17 protein-coding genes and 1 tRNA gene are annotated in these 15,834 nt (G+C 63.8%); 10 read left to right on the forward strand and 8 right to left on the reverse strand.

Annotated features, from left to right (window positions below; translation table 11 throughout):
* Positions 1-686: TIGR02281 family clan AA aspartic protease (locus AAC023_RS10445; RefSeq protein ID WP_339740927.1), on the reverse strand; the 686-nt coding region annotated here is incomplete at its 3' end.
* Entirely contained in the window at positions 683-895 is a 213-nt protein-coding gene (locus tag AAC023_RS10450; RefSeq protein ID WP_339740929.1) for a DUF1289 domain-containing protein, read from the reverse strand. The genes AAC023_RS10445 and AAC023_RS10450, both read right to left, overlap by 4 nt.
* 95 nt (positions 896-990) lie before the next feature.
* Here AAC023_RS10450 and AAC023_RS10455 point away from each other — a divergent pair, with 95 nt between their 5' ends.
* Entirely contained in the window at positions 991-2,280 is a 1,290-nt protein-coding gene (locus tag AAC023_RS10455; protein ID WP_339740931.1) for a nucleoside transporter C-terminal domain-containing protein, read from the forward strand.
* Here the strand turns inward: AAC023_RS10455 and AAC023_RS10460 are convergent.
* A complete protein-coding gene (locus AAC023_RS10460) occupies positions 2,277-2,999 on the reverse strand; it encodes an acyltransferase (RefSeq protein WP_339740933.1) in 723 nt (240 codons plus the stop codon). The genes AAC023_RS10455 and AAC023_RS10460 overlap by 4 nt on opposite strands.
* A 44-nt stretch (positions 3,000-3,043) precedes the next feature.
* On the opposite strand from AAC023_RS10460, the gene AAC023_RS10465 reads away from it, so the two are divergent.
* From AAC023_RS10465 to AAC023_RS10475, 3 genes are all read left to right on the forward strand, one after another.
* Positions 3,044-3,301: a DUF3253 domain-containing protein gene (locus tag AAC023_RS10465; RefSeq protein WP_339740935.1), complete on the forward strand. Its 258-nt coding sequence runs from the start codon at positions 3,044-3,046 to the stop codon at positions 3,299-3,301.
* A complete protein-coding gene (locus AAC023_RS10470; protein WP_339740938.1) occupies positions 3,288-3,878 on the forward strand; it encodes a uracil-DNA glycosylase family protein in 591 nt (196 codons plus the stop codon). The genes AAC023_RS10465 and AAC023_RS10470 overlap by 14 nt, the downstream gene beginning before the upstream one ends.
* 110 nt (positions 3,879-3,988) lie before the next feature.
* Complete coding sequence (locus AAC023_RS10475; RefSeq protein ID WP_339740941.1) at positions 3,989-5,062, forward strand: Glu/Leu/Phe/Val dehydrogenase dimerization domain-containing protein; 1,074 nt, start codon at positions 3,989-3,991, stop codon at positions 5,060-5,062.
* A gap of 104 nt (positions 5,063-5,166) precedes the next feature.
* On the opposite strand, the gene AAC023_RS10480 is transcribed toward AAC023_RS10475, so the two are convergent.
* The 4 genes from AAC023_RS10480 to AAC023_RS10495 form a co-directional block, all read right to left on the reverse strand.
* On the reverse strand, positions 5,167-6,198 hold the full coding sequence (locus AAC023_RS10480) for an ABC transporter ATP-binding protein (RefSeq protein ID WP_339740943.1): 1,032 nt from the start codon (positions 6,196-6,198) through the stop codon (positions 5,167-5,169).
* 21 nt (positions 6,199-6,219) lie between these two features.
* Positions 6,220-7,842, reverse strand: coding sequence for an iron ABC transporter permease (locus AAC023_RS10485; RefSeq protein ID WP_339740946.1), 1,623 nt, complete (start codon positions 7,840-7,842; stop codon positions 6,220-6,222).
* 2 nt (positions 7,843-7,844) lie between these two features.
* On the reverse strand, positions 7,845-8,885 hold the full coding sequence (locus AAC023_RS10490) for an extracellular solute-binding protein (protein ID WP_339740949.1): 1,041 nt from the start codon (positions 8,883-8,885) through the stop codon (positions 7,845-7,847).
* Between the two features lie 183 nt (positions 8,886-9,068).
* A tRNA-Val gene (locus tag AAC023_RS10495) sits at positions 9,069-9,143 on the reverse strand.
* 249 nt (positions 9,144-9,392) lie between these two features.
* Here AAC023_RS10495 and AAC023_RS10500 point away from each other — a divergent pair.
* On the forward strand, positions 9,393-9,611 hold the full coding sequence (locus AAC023_RS10500) for a phosphoglycolate phosphatase (RefSeq protein ID WP_091767813.1): 219 nt from the start codon (positions 9,393-9,395) through the stop codon (positions 9,609-9,611).
* A gap of 6 nt (positions 9,612-9,617) precedes the next feature.
* Here the strand turns inward: AAC023_RS10500 and AAC023_RS10505 are convergent, their stop codons facing one another.
* Positions 9,618-10,307 (reverse strand): HAD hydrolase-like protein, encoded by a 690-nt coding sequence (locus AAC023_RS10505; protein ID WP_339740959.1) that lies wholly within the window; start codon positions 10,305-10,307, stop codon positions 9,618-9,620.
* 117 nt (positions 10,308-10,424) lie between these two features.
* On the opposite strand from AAC023_RS10505, the gene glmU reads away from it, so the two are divergent.
* The 5 genes from glmU to gor form a co-directional block, all read left to right on the forward strand.
* Entirely contained in the window at positions 10,425-11,783 is a 1,359-nt protein-coding gene (gene glmU, locus AAC023_RS10510) for a bifunctional UDP-N-acetylglucosamine diphosphorylase/glucosamine-1-phosphate N-acetyltransferase GlmU (RefSeq protein ID WP_339740962.1), read from the forward strand.
* Entirely contained in the window at positions 11,780-13,249 is a 1,470-nt protein-coding gene (locus AAC023_RS10515) for an NAD-dependent succinate-semialdehyde dehydrogenase (RefSeq protein ID WP_339740965.1), read from the forward strand. Before glmU ends, AAC023_RS10515 begins: the two co-directional genes overlap by 4 nt.
* On the forward strand, positions 13,246-13,947 hold the full coding sequence (rpiA, locus tag AAC023_RS10520) for a ribose-5-phosphate isomerase RpiA (protein ID WP_339740968.1): 702 nt from the start codon (positions 13,246-13,248) through the stop codon (positions 13,945-13,947). Before AAC023_RS10515 ends, rpiA begins: the two co-directional genes overlap by 4 nt.
* A gap of 35 nt (positions 13,948-13,982) precedes the next feature.
* A complete protein-coding gene (locus AAC023_RS10525) occupies positions 13,983-14,447 on the forward strand; it encodes a DUF2059 domain-containing protein (RefSeq protein WP_339740970.1) in 465 nt (154 codons plus the stop codon).
* 23 nt (positions 14,448-14,470) lie between these two features.
* Positions 14,471-15,834, forward strand: a 1,364-nt coding sequence (gene gor / locus AAC023_RS10530) for a glutathione-disulfide reductase (RefSeq protein WP_339740972.1), incomplete at its 3' end; no start/stop codon positions are given.

Genomic DNA, 15,834 nt, shown 5'->3' on the forward strand with positions numbered 1-15,834 from the left:
GGCCGCAGCACCAGTTCATCGCCGCGGATCTCAACGCCCGAGAGGCGATTGAGCGCGGACATTCCGAGCAGGGATTGCGAGCCGTCAATCATCACCATCGCATCGACATCGCGCAGTTCGAGATTGCCCAGCCGCAAGGATTGCAGGCGCACGCCGGCCGCGGAGGATGTCCCGGCGGCCGTCTGGACCGGTTGATTGAAGCGCAGCGCGGCCGTGTCAATGCCGGCGCGTTCGGCATCGGCGCGGCTGAGTGCGACCATGGAGGCACCGGTATCGACCAGGAAGAGCACGGGCCGGTCATCGATCTCGGCGATGATATAAAAATGCCCATCGGCCTGGCGCCGGATGGTCTGGGCACCGCCGGATTCGCCCTGGGCCCGTGCAGGCACGAGATTGCCGGCCATGCGCGCGCCGACCGTGGCGAAATCATCGCGCAGGGAATAACCCGCCAGCAGGACCAGGCCGATCCCGATCCAGATGGCGAGATCGCGTATCGCGTGGCCCGGCCGTGTGGCGATCGCACCGACCAGACCGCCGGAAATCAGCACGACCAGGCCGACCGACTGGACCAGACGCAGGGCGGTATCACCCTGATCGAGGCTGCCGGGCGCGGCATAACGCATCGCCAGCAGCACGGCGGCGGTCACCAGGGCAGCGAGGGCGAGATGGGGCAGCCAGCGTTTCACGATACGGCTCCCTTCGCGTCCGGATGCTGGTTGGCATAGTGCGCCTCGCGTTCCGGCAGTGCGGCCAGGACAGCCTCGCGTTCGGCGTCGGAATATTTCGTCCAGCGGCCCAGCTCGCCCATTGTCCGGAAACAGCCGACGCAGAGACCGGCCGCCGGATCGACGAAACAGACTTTGACGCAAGGGGTCTTGATCGGGGCAGGGCTCATGGCGGGTAGCATTTCCCGGCTCGGCGATTGAGGCAAGTGCTTGCAGCCGCACAGCCCTGCGGAATAGGGTGCCGCAGCTGTTTCCGGGGGACCAGATGGAAGACATGACGCTGCAATTGCGCAGTTTTGCCGGCCTGTTCATATTTGCCGGTCTGGCCTGGGCCCTGGGGCCGCGTCAGCGCTTTCCCGTCGTGCTGCTGCTGGGCGCGATCGGGATGCAATTGCTGATCGCCTGGCTGCTCTACTCGGTCACCCCCTTCCGGGCCTTCCTGCAATCGCTGACCGGTGTCGTCATGGTGTTGCAGGAGGTGACCAATGAGGGCGCGCAATTCGTGTTCGGCTATCTGTCGGGCGCGCCATCGCCCTTCGTGGTCGATCCGCAGGGCGGCAGTCTCTTTTTGTTTGCATTCCAGGCGCTGCCAATGGTGATCGTGCTCTCTGCGCTGTCAGCCCTGCTGTGGCGCTGGCGCATCCTGGAGCTTCTGGTTCAGGCCTTCGCCTATGCCTTCCGCCGTCTGCTCAACCTGTCCGGCGCCGCCAGTCTTGGCGCGGCGGCGAATATCTTCCTCGGCATGACCGAGAGCCCGGTCCTGATCCGGCCGCGCCTGCCACAGATGAGCCGCCCCGATCTTTTCCTGATCATGACGGTCGGCTTTGCCACCGTCGCCGGTTCGGTGATGGCGCTCTATGTCAGCCAGCTGACCGGCGTGATCGAGAACGCTGCCGGGCATATCTTCACCGCCTCGCTGATTTCCGTGCCCGCCGCTGTGTTGCTGGCGCGCCTGATGATGCCCGCCGAGGCGAATTCGGCCGGGCTGGAGGCGGCGGCGGAGGCGGGAAAAATTCCCGCCCCGATCTATAATTCCTCGATGGACGCGCTGACGACCGGCGTGTCGGACGGGATGCGGCTCTATTTCAACATCATCTTCATGCTGCTGGTCTTCACCGCGCTGGTCGCCCTGGCCAATGTCCTTCTGGCCCTGCTACCCGATATCCATGGCGCGCCGCTGAGCGCGGACCGGATCCTGGGATGGCTGTTTGCGCCGATCGTCTGGCTGGCCGGCATCCCCTGGGAAGAAGCGACGACAGCCGGTGCCCTGATGGGGCTGAAGACGGCGCTCAACGAGATCTATGCCTATGACCAGCTGGCGGGGCTGGGCGATGCATTGAGCCCGCGCTCCAATTTGATCATGACCTATGCCCTGTGCGGTTTCGCCAATTTCGCCAGCGTCGGCATTCTGACCGGAGGTCTGGTCGCCATCGCGCCCTCGCGGCGTGAGGATATTCTCAACCTGGCCCCGAAGGCGTTGATTTCGGGCACGCTGGCGACATTGATGACGGGGGCGGCGATCGGTGTCTTCCCGATGAGCCTGTTCGGCAGCTAGACGCCGCGGCGCGGCCAGAGCTTCGAGCTCAGCCAGCCGGTGGTGGAATTATCCTTCAGGGCGTCGCGATAGGCGTTTTCCATGAAGGCCTCCAGCCCGTCGAGATCGCCCAGCAGGTCGAGCCTTGTCTTCATCGGCAGCGCCGGATCGAGCCGTTTGACGAGGCGCGCCGGATTGCCGGCCATGACTGCATAGGGCTCGACATCCTTGGTGATCACGGCACGGGCCCCGATCACGGCGTGATCGCCAATCGTCACGCCCTTGCCGATAAAGGCACCATCGCCCACCCAGACATTCTTGCCCAGTTTGACGGGCCTGGAGGGCGGCGCCGGATCGACGCGGTCATACAGGGAGTGCCAGTCGCAATCGGTGATCACCGATTCGCGCGCGATCAGGCAGGCATCGCCGATCTCGATCGAACCGGCCGCCAGCAGCCGTGTGCCTCCGGCCATGAAGACGCCGTCGCCAATGGTGATGTGGCCCTGGCTCTCCTGCGGCGACCAGACAGTCAGACGCACCGGATCGGCCGCACTGGCGATGATGTGCAGCTTTTCGCCAGCGACGATATTGGGGCCGAAAACCTCGACATGCCAGGGGCGGACAATCTTGGGATCACTGCCCAGGGCCTCGAAATGGGGCTCGAGGAAATGCTGCGTCCAGGCATTCTCATAGCGCTCCCACAAATGGTGCATCCAATAGGGGCGGTGATCACGGCGCATGGCGGCCTCTGGCAATGGCGGGAAAGCTGGAATAGATATCGCCCATGACCGATACAACATCCGACGATCCGATCGAAGCCGTTATCCTGCAATTGGTGAAAGCCGCTCCCGAGGGGCGGTCCATCGCGCCGGAAGATGTCGCCCGCGCCGCCGATCCCGATAATTGGCACAAACGCTTTGGCCATGTGCGCCAGGCGGCAATCCGGCTGATGCAAAAGGGGCAGGTGGCGATCCTGCGCAAGGGCAAGCCCGTAACCGATGCCGAGACCTTCAAAGGGGTCTATCGGATTGGCCGCGTCTGATCTCGATCCGCTTCTGAGAGATATCCGGGCGTGCCGCGTCTGCGCCGCTTTCATGCCGCATGAACCGCGGCCGATCGTGCAGGCCACGTCCGGCGCCAGAATCCTGATCATCGGGCAGGCCCCGGGGACGCGGGTTCAGGCCTCCGGCCGGCCTTTCACCGATGCGTCCGGGGATCGGTTGCGCGACTGGATGGGGGTTGATGAGACCGTCTTCTACGATGCCGGCAAAATCGCCATTGCCCCGATGGGGTTTTGCTTCCCAGGGCTCGATGCCACCGGGGCGGATCTGCCGCCGCGCAGGGAATGCGCACCGCTCTGGCAGAAAAGGCTGATCGATCAACTGGGCGAAGTCCGGCTGACGCTATTGGTCGGATTGCATGCGCAGCGCTTTCACCTCGGTTCGCAAGTGCGAAAAACCATGACGGATACAGTGCGCGACGCCGAGGCTTTCGGACCAGATTATCTCCCCTTACCGCATCCCTCATGGCGGAATAGTGCCTGGTTGCGCAAAAACCCCTGGTTCGAGGCAAAAATTCTCCCATTGCTGCGGTGCCGCATAAAGGATTTGTTACAATAGCGTCTGATCACGATGTTTTCTCGCGCTTGTATCTGGCGGTGCGAAAGGTTATTTGAGCGCCGAATTTTGCAGCGATCTCGCTGCGCCCATGGAAAAAGGGTCTGCGCTTCATGAGTGTCTTCGAGCACCCGTCTTTTGACAATCACGAGAAAGTCCTGTTCGCGACCGACGAACAGACCGGGCTGAAAGCCATTATCGGCGTTCACTCCACGGCCAGTGGTCCGGCTTGCGGCGGTTGCCGCATGTGGACCTATCCCTCATCGAGCGAGGCGCTGAATGACGCGCTGCGCCTGTCCCAGGGCATGAGCTACAAGAATATCATGGCCGACCTGCCGATCGGTGGCGGCAAGAGCGTGATCATGAAGCCGGCGGGCGATTTTGACCGCGTGGCCCTGTTTGAAGCTTTCGGTCGTGCCGTCGAAAGCCTGAATGGCGAATATATCAGCGCCGAGGATGTCGGCGTCAGTCCGGCCGACATGATGGCCGTGCGCCGCTTCACCACCCATGTGGTCGGCCTGCCGGAAGGCAAGGATGCGTCCGGTGACCCGTCGCCCGTGACCGCAGAAGGCGTGTTCCGCGGTATGAAAGTGTGTATCGAGCGCGCGCTCGGCAAGACCGACCTGTCCGGTGTCACCGTGGCGATCCAGGGTGCGGCGGGTCATGTCGGCTCCTATCTGAGCGGGCACCTGGCCAGGGCCGGCGCCAAGCTCATCATCACCGACATCAATGTCGACGGTCTCGAGCGCCTGAAGGCCGAATATGGCGCGACGATTGTCGGACTCGACGAAATCTACGACCAGGATGTCGATGTCTTCGCGCCGTGCGCACTGGGCTCGATCATCAATCCGGACACGATTGGCCGCATCAAGGCGAAGATCATCGCCGGCGCCGCCAATAACCAGCTCGCGACCCGCGATATGGGTGCCGAAATCATGAAGCGTGGCATCGTCTATGCGCCTGATTACGTGCTCAATGCCGGCGGTATCATCAATGTGATGGGCGAGATTGCCGGCGATTTCAATCCAGCCTGGGTCCAGGGCAAGCTGACCGGCCTCGAGCAGACGCTGGGCGAGATTCTCGACCAGTCGGACAAGGAAGGCCGTCCGTCCAATGTGATCGCCGACGAGATTGCCCGTCAGCGCATCGAGGAAAAGCGCGCCGCCAAGATGTCGAAAGTGGCGTAAGCCACAGGGATTCAAAGCAGGCGCCTGCAACTCGCCCCTGCCGCAAGGTGGGGGCGATTTTGTGAGTGCCGGCTGTTTGCGGGTCAGGCGGCATCCGGACGCCTCTACGCGGTGACAACCCGTATATAAGCCGGATCCAGCACCACACTAACGCGGTCGCCCTCAGCAAGCGAAGAGGGGGCCGGCGTCTGCGCGGTCCATTCGCCGGTCTCGTTGGCAAAGCGGTGGTTGAGATGCGGGCCTGTGGAGCGGCGGCGGGTGATGGTGAAGCCGCCCGTCTCGCTGGGACTGACCGCGAAGGCGCGCGGCCGGATCAGCACATTGACGCGCTGGCCGGATTCAAATCCGCTTGCCTTGACCGCGCCAAACGGCGTTGCAGCCTCGCCGCCACTGATGCGGCTCTCAATGATTTCGACGTCGCCGAGCAATTTCGCCGCGGTCGCGCTCACCGGCTCCATCCACACCGCGTCCGGGGTGCCGGTCTGAATGATGCGGCCCTGATCCATCAGCGCCAGCTGGTCGGCTACAGCCATGGCTTCCTCGGCGTCGTGGGTGACGATCAGTGCCGTCGTTCTGGCGGCCCTCAGCGTGTCCACAGTGCGTTCGCGCAGTTCGCCGCGCAATCGGCGGTCCAGGCCGGAGAAAGGCTCGTCCAGCAGCACGACAGAGGGCTGTGGCGCCAGGGCGCGTGCGAGCGCGACGCGTTGTTGCTCACCACCGGACAGTTCGTGCGGATAGGCCCCGGCGCGATGGCCAAGTTCCGCGGCTTCCAGCTGGGCCAGGGCGCGCGATTTCTTGTCGGCACCGGACAGCCCGAAAGCGACATTCGCCAGCGCCGTCATGTGAGGAAACAGGGCATAATCCTGGAACACCATGCCGACGCGGCGCGCTTCCGGTGGCAGATGAGTCTGTTCGTCATTCCAGATGGTGTCACCGAGGCGGATCGAGCCGGTGTCCAGCCGTTCCAGACCGGCGATGGCCCGCAACAGGGTGGATTTGCCACTGCCCGAGGGGCCGAGCAGGGCGGTGATGCGGCCGGCATGCAGGTCCAGATTGGCCCCCGCCAGCGCGGCATGGTCGGCGCGGTAGTGATGCTCGGCACCGCGAATGCTCAACACTGTCTGTGCGTCCGTCATGCGGCCTCCCCGGGCGGCATTCTAGCGATCCTGCCGCGATAGGTAGCGGGCAACAAAGACCATGGGAAGCAGGGCGACCAGCGGGATCAGGAGCGAGGGCAGGGCGGCCTCGCCCAGGCGCTCATCGCTGGCGAAATTATGGGCGATGATGGCCAGGGTGTCATAATTGAACGGCCGCAGGATCATGGTTGCCGGCAATTCCTTGAGCACTTCGACGAAGACCAGAAGGCCGGCCGAGGTGACGCCGGCGGCAATCAGCGGCCAGTGGATCTGCCAGACCCGGCGGCGGGGCGTAGCGCCCAGCGTGCGGGCCGCGCCGTCAAGCGACGGGGTGACGCGCGCCAGGGCGGTCTCGGCCGGGCTGATCGCGGCGGCGGCAAAGCGCGACAGATAGGCCAGGACCAGGGCAGCGCCGGTGCTGGTGAGCAGGACGGGGAAGACGTCGCCGGTCAGGGCGCGCCAGGCGGGGTCGATCAGGGCCTGGGTGCCCGATAGCAGGGCAATTACCCCGACGGCGGCAACGGCACCGGGCACGGCATAGCCAAGCCCGGCGGCGCGGGCGGCCAGGGTCGCCATCACGGTGCGGCTGCGCAGGGCGTAGGCGGTGCCCAGGCCCAGCGCTGCAGCGATCAGGGCGGTGATGCCGGCCAGGGTGAGGCTGTGCAGGCTGGCAGCAGCGAGGCCGCTGGCTGCCTCGGTCCGCAGCGCCAGCCAGCCCAGTCGCCCGAGCGGGATGAGCATGCCGAGCAGAAGCGGCAGCAGGCAGGCGAGGAAGGCGGCCAGCGCCGTCAATCCGGTCAGCTGCAGCCGCGGCGCCGGCTTGTGGCGCCCGGCAGCATTGATATTGCGGGCGCGGCTGCGCTGGGCGCGTTCCAGCCCGAAAACGAGAATCGCGACCAGGACCAGGACCAGTGAGAGCCGGGCGGCGTCGACCAGCGATCCGGCGCCGCTCCAGGCGCGGATCAGGCCGATCGACAGGGTCGGCGCGCCGAGATGGGAAACGGTGCCGTAATCGGCCAGACTCTCCATCACCACCAATGCCAGGCCAGCGGCGATGGCCGGTCGCGCCATCGGCAGCGAGGTGCGCCAGAAGGCGTAAAACGGCCCGGCGCCGAGCGTCCGCGCGGCATTATAGGCATCGGCGGATTGTGCGGCGAAGGCGTTGCGCGCCAGCAGATAGACATAGGGGTAGAGGACGAAGGCAAACATCAACCCCGCGCCCCAGCTGCCGCGTATCGTCGGGAAGAGCCCACCGGTTAGCGCTTGCAGGGGGCCACCGGCATGGCTGAGATCGAGCCAGGCATAGGCGGCGACATAGGCGGGCACTGCCAGCGGCAGGATCAGCACCCAGCCCAGCGTGCGGCGACCGAAGAAGTCCGTCCGGGCGATCAGCCAGCCAAGGCCGGTGCCGATCAGTCCGGACCCGGCAGCGGCGATGAGGGCGACGACGGCCGAGCTTGTCAGATAGGTCGGCAGGCGCGTGCCGGCGAGATGGCGCAGATAGTCGCCGGTTTCACCCGTCAGTGCGATCCAGGCGACGGCCAGCACCGGTGCCGCGCACAGCGTCGCCGCCAGCACGGCCAGCCCTGTAGCGCGGCCCGGCAGCCAGGCCTGGCGCCGGATTGAGCGGGCCGCTGCCGCCATCGCTATTGCCAGCCGACCCGGTCGAAAATGCGCTGGGCGGTGGCATTATGATCGCCCAGCTCCGAGACATTGCGCTCATCCTCGACGAAGGGGAGCATCGCCTCGAGTGTCGGGTTTTCCCAGGCCGTATCGGCGATGACCGGTATTTCATTGGTCATTTCGGCGAACATGCGCTGGGCGTCGGCGCTGAAGAAAAATTCGATCAGCGCGCGTGCCTCGTCCGGATGCGGTGCATTGGCCGCAATGCCCGCACCGGACACATTGATATGCGTGCCCGAGCCTTGCTGGTTGGGGAAGAGAAGCGAGACGGTCTCGGACGCCGCCTGGCGCGCCGGCTCATCGGAATTCGCCATCAGCGCGTAATAATAATGGTTCACAACAGCGAGATCACACTCCCCCGCCGCAATACCCTCGAGCTGGGTCGTGTCGCCGCCCTGGGGGGCGCGGGCCATGTTGTCGACCACGCCCTGGGCCCAGGCTTCAGCGGCCTCTTCGCCGGAGCGCGCGACGATCGAGGCGAGCAGGGACTGATTATAGGCATTGCCGCTCGAGCGGACGCAGATGCGGCCCTGCCAGCGCGGATCGGCGAGGTCTTCATAGGTCTCGATATCGCCAGGCTGAACGCGCGTGCTGGAGTAGGCAATGACGCGGGCGCGCTTGGCAATGGAGACCCAATAGCCCTGCGGGTCGACCAGATTGGCCGGGATAGTGTCCGTCAGGGCGCCGAAATCGGTCTGCGCAAACAGGCCGGCTTCCTCGGCGCGGTGCAGGCGGGCTGCGTCGACGGTGATGATGACATCGGCCGGGCTGCGCTCGCCATCAGCGCGGACCCGCTCGATCAACTGGTCGCCACCGGCGGAAACCAGATTGACGGCGATGCCGGTCTGCTCGGTGAAGGCCGCATAGATCGCGTCGTCGCTGGAATAATGACGGGCGCTATAGACATTGACCACGCGGGCGCTGTCGCCATCATTTGCGGCCGGTTGCGAACAGGCCGCCAGCGCAATGCCAGCACCCAGAGCGAGGAGTTTCACGGTTTTCATGGCGCACCCAATCTGATTGATCAGCCCCTCCTCTCTCATTTATGAGAACGCTTCGCAAGTAAAGTCCGCACCGGGACCGGGCACGACCAGGCGCATCGCCCCTGGAATGCCGTGATCCATGACAGAATCGCACTGCCGGGCGCGGCCTGTCAGGCAAGTTTCGAACTGGATGGAGGGTGGAAATGGTGGGCGATACTGGGATTGAACCAGTGACCCCCTCGGTGTGAACGAGGTGCTCTCCCGCTGAGCTAATCGCCCGGTATCCCGGAAAGCGTTCGTATAAGCACGTGCTTACGGGCGGTCAACTCTGCGTGCATGCGGGTTTGCACCTGCCCGTTGAGCGGGGTGCGACAACTTGACACATCAATTTTACCTCGTCACAGAAGCGTCATCCCTATATCAGCCCTCCCGAACCGGAAGCGCATCCAGCGCATCGGCGACTATTATCATCAGATTGGACGCAATTCCCGGCCGAGGGAAGCTTCGGTCGTATTGGAGGTATTGTTCATGAATAACGATCTGTGCACGCCGGAAGGCGCGCGCCGTCTTAAAGCGCGTATTGAAGCTTACTGGGCCGAGCGCGGCTATGACGTGAATGTCGATCTCGTCGAAGCCGGCTTCATGCCTGCCATGCGTTCTGCCCGCACCGATGTGCGGTCGAACCTGGTCAATGGCATGCCAACACGGCCAGCCAATGATGTCGGCCGCGAGCGTCGCTCCGCCTGATCAGAATTACGCTCGCCAGATTTCGGCGAGCGCCCCCGGAATATCACCAAAATCATGAAGCAACCGGTCGGCTCCCAAGGAGCCGGCCGGTGCTTCGCTATAGCCATAGCTGAGCACAATGCTCGGCACGCTGGCAGCACGCGCGGCATCCACGTCCGGTGCGCTGTCACCGACCATGGCCGCGCGCAGATAGCCCGTGCCGAGCGCTGTATGGACATGGTCGGCGGCGGGTTTCTTTGCTGTGGTGCGGTCGGGCCCGATAATGCGGGCGAAGTAATCGCTCAGCTTGAACTCGGCGATCAGCAGGTCCGATAGAATGGACGGTTTGTTGGTGCAGACCGAGAGGGTGGCGCCAGCGCGTTGCAGCCGCGCCAGTGTCGCTTCCACTTCCGGGAAGACCCGGCTGTGGGCGGCAATGTCGGCCTGGTAGATTTCGATGAACCGCGCCACCAGCTCCGGCGTCGCTTCCGGTGCCAGGGGCCGGCCTTGCTGTGCATAGGCGCGCTCGATCAGGGCCTGGGCGCCACGGCCGACCAGGGCACGCAGATGATCGACCGGCACAGGGGCCAGCCCGTCGGGGACGATGACAGCGTTCAGCGCGCGAACCAGGTCGGGCGCCGTATCGACCAGCGTACCGTCGAGATCGAACGCGATCGAGGCTTGGCCGAACAGGTCGGGGTCGAGGAGATCGGACATGTGATTTTGCTCTTTGAGGCTGGCGATTGCGACGCTGTATGGTTACGCGCTATCGCACGATAGGCTATAGCGCCCTGACACATGTCCCACACGCTTTCGGTCCGAGAGGATAGCCCCATGTCACGATCCCGCGCTGCAGTCATTCTCGCTGCCGGACAAGGCACGCGCATGAAATCCAAAACGGTCAAGGTGCTGCACGGGGTTGGTGGCCGGCCCATGCTGGACTGGGCGATTGATCTGGCGGAGCGCAGCGGTGCCGGGCAGGTGGTGACGGTGTATGGCGCGCATTCGCCGGCGGTGCGTGATGCGGCCGAGGCGCTGGGGTCGGCGACGGCCTTGCAGGACCCGCCACTGGGGACCGGGCATGCCGTGCTGGCAGCCCGCAAGGCCCTCGAGGACTTCAAGGGCGATGCGATCGTGCTCTATGCCGACACGCCATTGATCAAGCCGGAGACGGTCGAGCGGGTGTTCGCGGCGCTGCAAGGCGGCGCGGCGGTCGCCGTGCTGGGTTTTGAACCGGCAGAACCGGCGGCCTATGGCCGTCTCGTGCTCAATGCTGAGGGCGATCTCGACCGCATTGTCGAATTCAAGGATGCCTCCGAGGCGGAGCGAGAGATTGGCCTGGTCAACTCCGGCGTCCTCGCCGCGGATGCGGCGCTCCTGTTCGACCTGCTCGGCCAGGTCGGCAATGAGAATGCCAATGGCGAATACTATCTGACCGATGTTGTCGGACTGGCGCGTTCACGCGGGCTGAAAGCGATTGTCGTGCGGGCGGGCGCTGATGAAGTGCTGGGGGTCAATTCGCGTGTCGACCTGGCTGAAGCCGAAGCGGCGCTGCAGACGCGGATGCGCCGCGAGGCGATGAATGCGGGAGTGACCCTGGTGGCGCCGGAAACCGTTTTCTTCTCCTGGGATACCCAGATTGCGCGCGACGTGATCATCGAGCCGAATGTCGTCTTCGGCCCAGGCGTGACGATTGGCGAGGATGCGGTCATCCATGCCTTCTCGCATCTTGAGGGCGCCACCATCGGCGAGGGGGCCCAGATCGGCCCCTATGCGCGGCTTCGCCCCGGCGCAGAAATCGGCGTGAAGGCCAAGGTCGGCAATTTCGTCGAGATCAAAAAGTCGCAGCTGGCAGAGGGTGCGAAAGTCAATCACCTCTCCTATGTAGGGGATGCCAGCGTGGGTGCCGGTGCCAATGTCGGTGCCGGGACGATTACCTGTAATTATGACGGCTTCGGCAAGCATCGCACTGTGATCGGTGAGGGGGCCTTTATCGGCTCCAATACCAGCCTGGTGGCTCCGGTGACGATTGGTGCCGGCGCGATGACCGGGTCGGGTGGTGTGATCACTGAAGACGTCCCCGCTGACGCTCTGGCGCTCGCCCGGGCAGAGCAGACCAACAAGGATGGCTGGGCGGCCCGTTTCCGCCGCGCCAAATCGACCCGCAAAGCCAAGAAGGACACGGCTTCATGAGTGTTGCAGACCGCCTGAAGGACAAGACGCTGTACCGGACCGCTTCCTTCATTGATGGGGCATGGGTCCAGGGCGAGGGCGCCAAGCCAATTCTCAATCCTGCCAATAATGAGATGATTGCCGAAGTCGGCGATGTCGGTGCTGATGGCGCCCGCTCAGCGATCGCCGCCGCAGCTACAGCCTTTGAGACCTGGAAGCGAACCTCCCCCTTCGAGCGCAGCAAGCTCCTGATGCGCTGGCACGAGCTGATCCTCGAGAATGCTGCCGATCTCGCTGTCCTGATCACGCTGGAGATGGGCAAGACCCAGCGCGAGGCGATGGGCGAAGTGGTCTATGGCGCGGCCTTCATCGAATGGTCGGCCGAGGAAGCCAAGCGCATCCATGGCGAGACCATGCAACCGCCTTTCCCGAATTCGCGCGGCTGGACCATTCACCAGCCGGTCGGTGTCGTCGCCTGCATCACGCCGTGGAATTTCCCCAATGCGATGATCACGCGCAAATGCGCCCCGGCCCTGGCGGCTGGGTGCACCATGGTGATCAAGCCGGCCCCGGAAACCCCGCTCTCGGCCCTGGCGCTGGCTGAACTGGCCCGGCGCGCCGGCATCCCCGATGGCGTGTTCAACGTGATTTGCGGCGATGCCCAGACGCTCGGTCCGGTGATGACCGGAGCGCCGGAGGTCAAGATGATCGGCTTCACCGGCTCAACGGTCGTCGGAAAACTGCTGATGCGCCAGGCCGCCGATGGCGTGAAGCGCGTGGCGCTGGAGCTGGGCGGCAATGCGCCTTTCATTGTCATGGATGACGCCGATATCGAGGCCGCGGCCGATGGCGTGATTGCCTCGAAATTCCGTGTTTCCGGCCAGACCTGCGTGTCGGCCAACCGCATCATCGTGCAGAGCAGTATTGCGGACCGCTTCGTCGCAGCCCTGGAAGCACGTGTCTCGAAGCTGAAGCCGGGCGACGGGTTTGACGGCGCATCCGATCTTGGTCCATTGATCCATCATGAAGCCGTCGCGCGGGTCGATGCCCTGGTGCGCAATGCCCGCGAGAGCGGCGCGCGGATCGTCACCGGTGGCAAGCCGCTGGTCGACGAGCTTGGCGGTGCCTTCTACGCCCCGACCCTGATCGAGGGTGGTAACCCCACGATGGATCTGGCCTGTTTCGAGATTTTCGGACCGGTCGCCTCAATCTATCGCCTCGACAGTGAGGAAGAGATCCTGCGTCTCGCCAATGACACGCCCTACGGGCTGGCGGCCTATCTCTATACCCGCGACGTCAATCGCGTTTACCGCATCACTGAAGGCCTTGATTACGGCATGATCGGCGTCAATGCGCCAATGGTTGGATCGGCTTCGACCCCCTTTGGCGGCATGAAGGAATCGGGCATTGGCCGCGAGGGCGGCAAATGGGGTGTCGAGGAGTTCTCAGAGCTCAAATACGTGCTCCTCGGAGGTGTGGAGGCATGAGTGCCGATCGCCAGAAAACCCTCGCCGCGGCCGCGGCGCTCGCCTATGTCGAAGAGGGCATGACGCTGGGGCTCGGCTCCGGCTCGACGGCCGAGATCTTCGTCCGCCTGCTTGGTGAGCGCATCAAGGACGGTTTGCGCATCCAGGCGGTGGCGACCTCAAACCAGACAGCAGAGCTGGCGCGGGAAGTCGGCGTGCCGCTGATCGATGTCGACCATGTCAATCATATCTCGGTGACCGTTGATGGTGCCGACGAGGTCGACGGCCATTTTCAGCTGATCAAGGGCGGCGGCGGTTGCCTGTTGCGCGAGAAGATTATCGCCCATGCGTCCGATCTCATGATCGTGGTCATTGATGAGAGCAAGCTGGTCTCCAAGCTGGGCCGGTTTGCGCTGCCGGTGGAAGTCGACCGCTTCGGCTTCTCCATCACCGCCAAGCAGATTTATGACGTGTTGCGCGCCTGCGGCATTGCCAGGCCGGACGTCCAGCTGCGCCGCAAGGGCGACGGACTTGACCCGTTTGTGACCGATGGCGGCCATTACATTCTCGATTGCGCCTGTGGTGCGATCCCGGATGCGGCGATGGTCGACTATCGGCTCAAGGCGCTGCCGGGCGTGGTCGAGCATGGCCTGTTCATCGGCCTCGCCCGTGTCGTGATTGTCGGCGAGGATAATGAAGCACGCGTGCTGGAATTATAGGGGTAATGAAAATGGGCTTATACAGGCGTCTATCCATGCTTGGCGCAGCGTTTCTGACATCGCTCCTGCTCGCGGTGGCACCGGCTGCCGCTGATGAGCGCGAAGTGCTCGCGCGGCAGCTGGCCGAGCAGACTGGAGCGGTTGATCTCGCATCGGACATGATCGGCTCAATGGCACCGGTCATGCGGGCCCAGATCCAGGCGAGCGCGCCGCAATTGACCGAGGCGCAGCTCGACGCCGTCATCGCCATTATGCTCGAGGAATTTGAAGCCTCAGCATCCGAATTGACGGACATGATCGTCATGCTCTACGCGACCGAGTTCAGCGAAGAAGAGCTGGCCGGCGCGATCGCATTCTATGAAACCGAACTCGGCCAGGTTCTGCTTGCCCGCATGCCGACACTGATGGAGCGCTCGTTCATTGTCGGGCAGCAATGGGGCGCAGACGTTGCCGAACGCGCACTGCCACGCGTGCAGGAATACCTTTCCGGGCTGGAATAGCACACCAACAGGGGGCGATCCCGATGACCCAATATGACTACGACCTCTTCGTGATCGGTGCCGGTTCCGGCGGTGTGCGCGCCGCGCGGATGGCGCGCCAATATGGTGCCGGCAAGGTGGCGATTGCCGAGGAATACCGGGTCGGCGGCACCTGCGTCATTCGCGGCTGCGTGCCGAAGAAGTTTCTCGTTTATGCGAGTGAGTTCGCCAAGACCTTCAAACTTGCGGAGAGTTATGGCTGGTCGGTCGGCAAGCCGACCTTCGACTGGGAAAAACTGATCGCGGCCAAGGATGCCGAGATCGACCGCCTGTCGGGGATCTACTGGCGCAATCTGTCCAATTCCGGCGTCGAGATCATCGAGGACCGCGCCGTGTTCGAGGATGCCCACACCCTGCGTCTGGTCAAATCCGGCAAGACCGTCACGGCCGGCAAGATCCTGGTCGCCACCGGCGGGACACCCTTCGCGCCAACCGATATTGAAGGCCATGAGATGGGGATTTCCTCCAATGAGGCCTTCCATCTCGAAACCCTGCCCAAGCACGTCGTGATCGCTGGCGGCGGCTATATTGCGTGCGAGTTCGCCCAGATCTTCGCCGGGATGGGTTCGCAGGTCTGCCAGGTCTATCGCGGCGATACGGTGCTGCGCGGCTTTGATGATGATGTCCGCAGTCATGTACACGAGGAATTGGTGCGCTCGGGCGTTCGCGTCATCACCCATGCCGTGTTCGATAAGATCACCGATCTTGGCAATGGCATGAAGCGCGTCCAGCTCACCAATGGCAGCCATGTCGACGCCGATGTGGTGATGTATGCGATCGGGCGCGACCCGCATGTCGTCGGGCTCGGCCTCGAAAAGGCCGGCGTCGATCTGGATGACAGGGGTGCGATCAAGGTTGATGCCTATTCGCAGACCAGCGCCGAGAGCGTCTATGCGGTGGGTGATGTCACCAATCGGGTCAATCTGACCCCGGTGGCAATCCGCGAGGGCGCGGCCTTTGCGGCCACCGTGTTTGGCGGGCATCCGACCGCCTATGATCACAATGACATTGCGTCAGCGGTCTTCACCCAGCCGCCGGTTGGTTCGGTTGGCCTGTCGGAGGCCGATGCGCGCAAAGGTTTTGCGCAGGTTGACGTTTACAAGACCAGTTTCCGGCCGATGAAAATTTCACTGACCAATGATGCAAGTCGTATGTTGATGAAACTTGTCGTCGATGGGGAGACAGACAGGGTGTTGGGCGTGCATATTGTCGGGCCGGATGCGCCGGAGATGATCCAGATGGCGGCGATTGCCGTCAAGGCGGGGCTGACCAAGGCGCAGTTCGACATGACCTGTGCCGTGCATCCGACGAGTGCCGAAGAACTGGTGACCATGAAGGAAAAATGGTC

It is taken from the genome of uncultured Maricaulis sp. (genome assembly GCF_963976135.1).
Taxonomy (GTDB): domain Bacteria; phylum Pseudomonadota; class Alphaproteobacteria; order Caulobacterales; family Maricaulaceae; genus Maricaulis.

Excerpts from the sequence above, each read along its gene's own strand:
- AAC023_RS10465 (WP_339740935.1), top strand. The coding sequence starts at position 3,044 with ATGACCGATACAACATCCGACGATCCGATCGAAGCCGTTATCCTGCAA.
- AAC023_RS10485 (WP_339740946.1), bottom strand. The coding sequence starts at position 7,842 with ATGGCGGCAGCGGCCCGCTCAATCCGGCGCCAGGCCTGGCTGCCGGGC.
- AAC023_RS10525 (WP_339740970.1), top strand. The coding sequence starts at position 13,983 with ATGCTTGGCGCAGCGTTTCTGACATCGCTCCTGCTCGCGGTGGCACCG.
- AAC023_RS10475 (WP_339740941.1), top strand. The coding sequence starts at position 3,989 with ATGAGTGTCTTCGAGCACCCGTCTTTTGACAATCACGAGAAAGTCCTG.
- AAC023_RS10505 (WP_339740959.1), bottom strand. The coding sequence starts at position 10,307 with ATGTCCGATCTCCTCGACCCCGACCTGTTCGGCCAAGCCTCGATCGCG.
- AAC023_RS10490 (WP_339740949.1), bottom strand. The coding sequence starts at position 8,885 with ATGAAAACCGTGAAACTCCTCGCTCTGGGTGCTGGCATTGCGCTGGCG.
- glmU (WP_339740962.1), top strand. The coding sequence starts at position 10,425 with ATGTCACGATCCCGCGCTGCAGTCATTCTCGCTGCCGGACAAGGCACG.
- AAC023_RS10515 (WP_339740965.1), top strand. The coding sequence starts at position 11,780 with ATGAGTGTTGCAGACCGCCTGAAGGACAAGACGCTGTACCGGACCGCT.
- AAC023_RS10500 (WP_091767813.1), top strand. The coding sequence starts at position 9,393 with ATGAATAACGATCTGTGCACGCCGGAAGGCGCGCGCCGTCTTAAAGCG.
- AAC023_RS10460 (WP_339740933.1), bottom strand. The coding sequence starts at position 2,999 with ATGCGCCGTGATCACCGCCCCTATTGGATGCACCATTTGTGGGAGCGC.
- AAC023_RS10480 (WP_339740943.1), bottom strand. The coding sequence starts at position 6,198 with ATGACGGACGCACAGACAGTGTTGAGCATTCGCGGTGCCGAGCATCAC.
- AAC023_RS10455 (WP_339740931.1), top strand. The coding sequence starts at position 991 with ATGGAAGACATGACGCTGCAATTGCGCAGTTTTGCCGGCCTGTTCATA.
- AAC023_RS10450 (WP_339740929.1), bottom strand. The coding sequence starts at position 895 with ATGAGCCCTGCCCCGATCAAGACCCCTTGCGTCAAAGTCTGTTTCGTC.
- rpiA (WP_339740968.1), top strand. The coding sequence starts at position 13,246 with ATGAGTGCCGATCGCCAGAAAACCCTCGCCGCGGCCGCGGCGCTCGCC.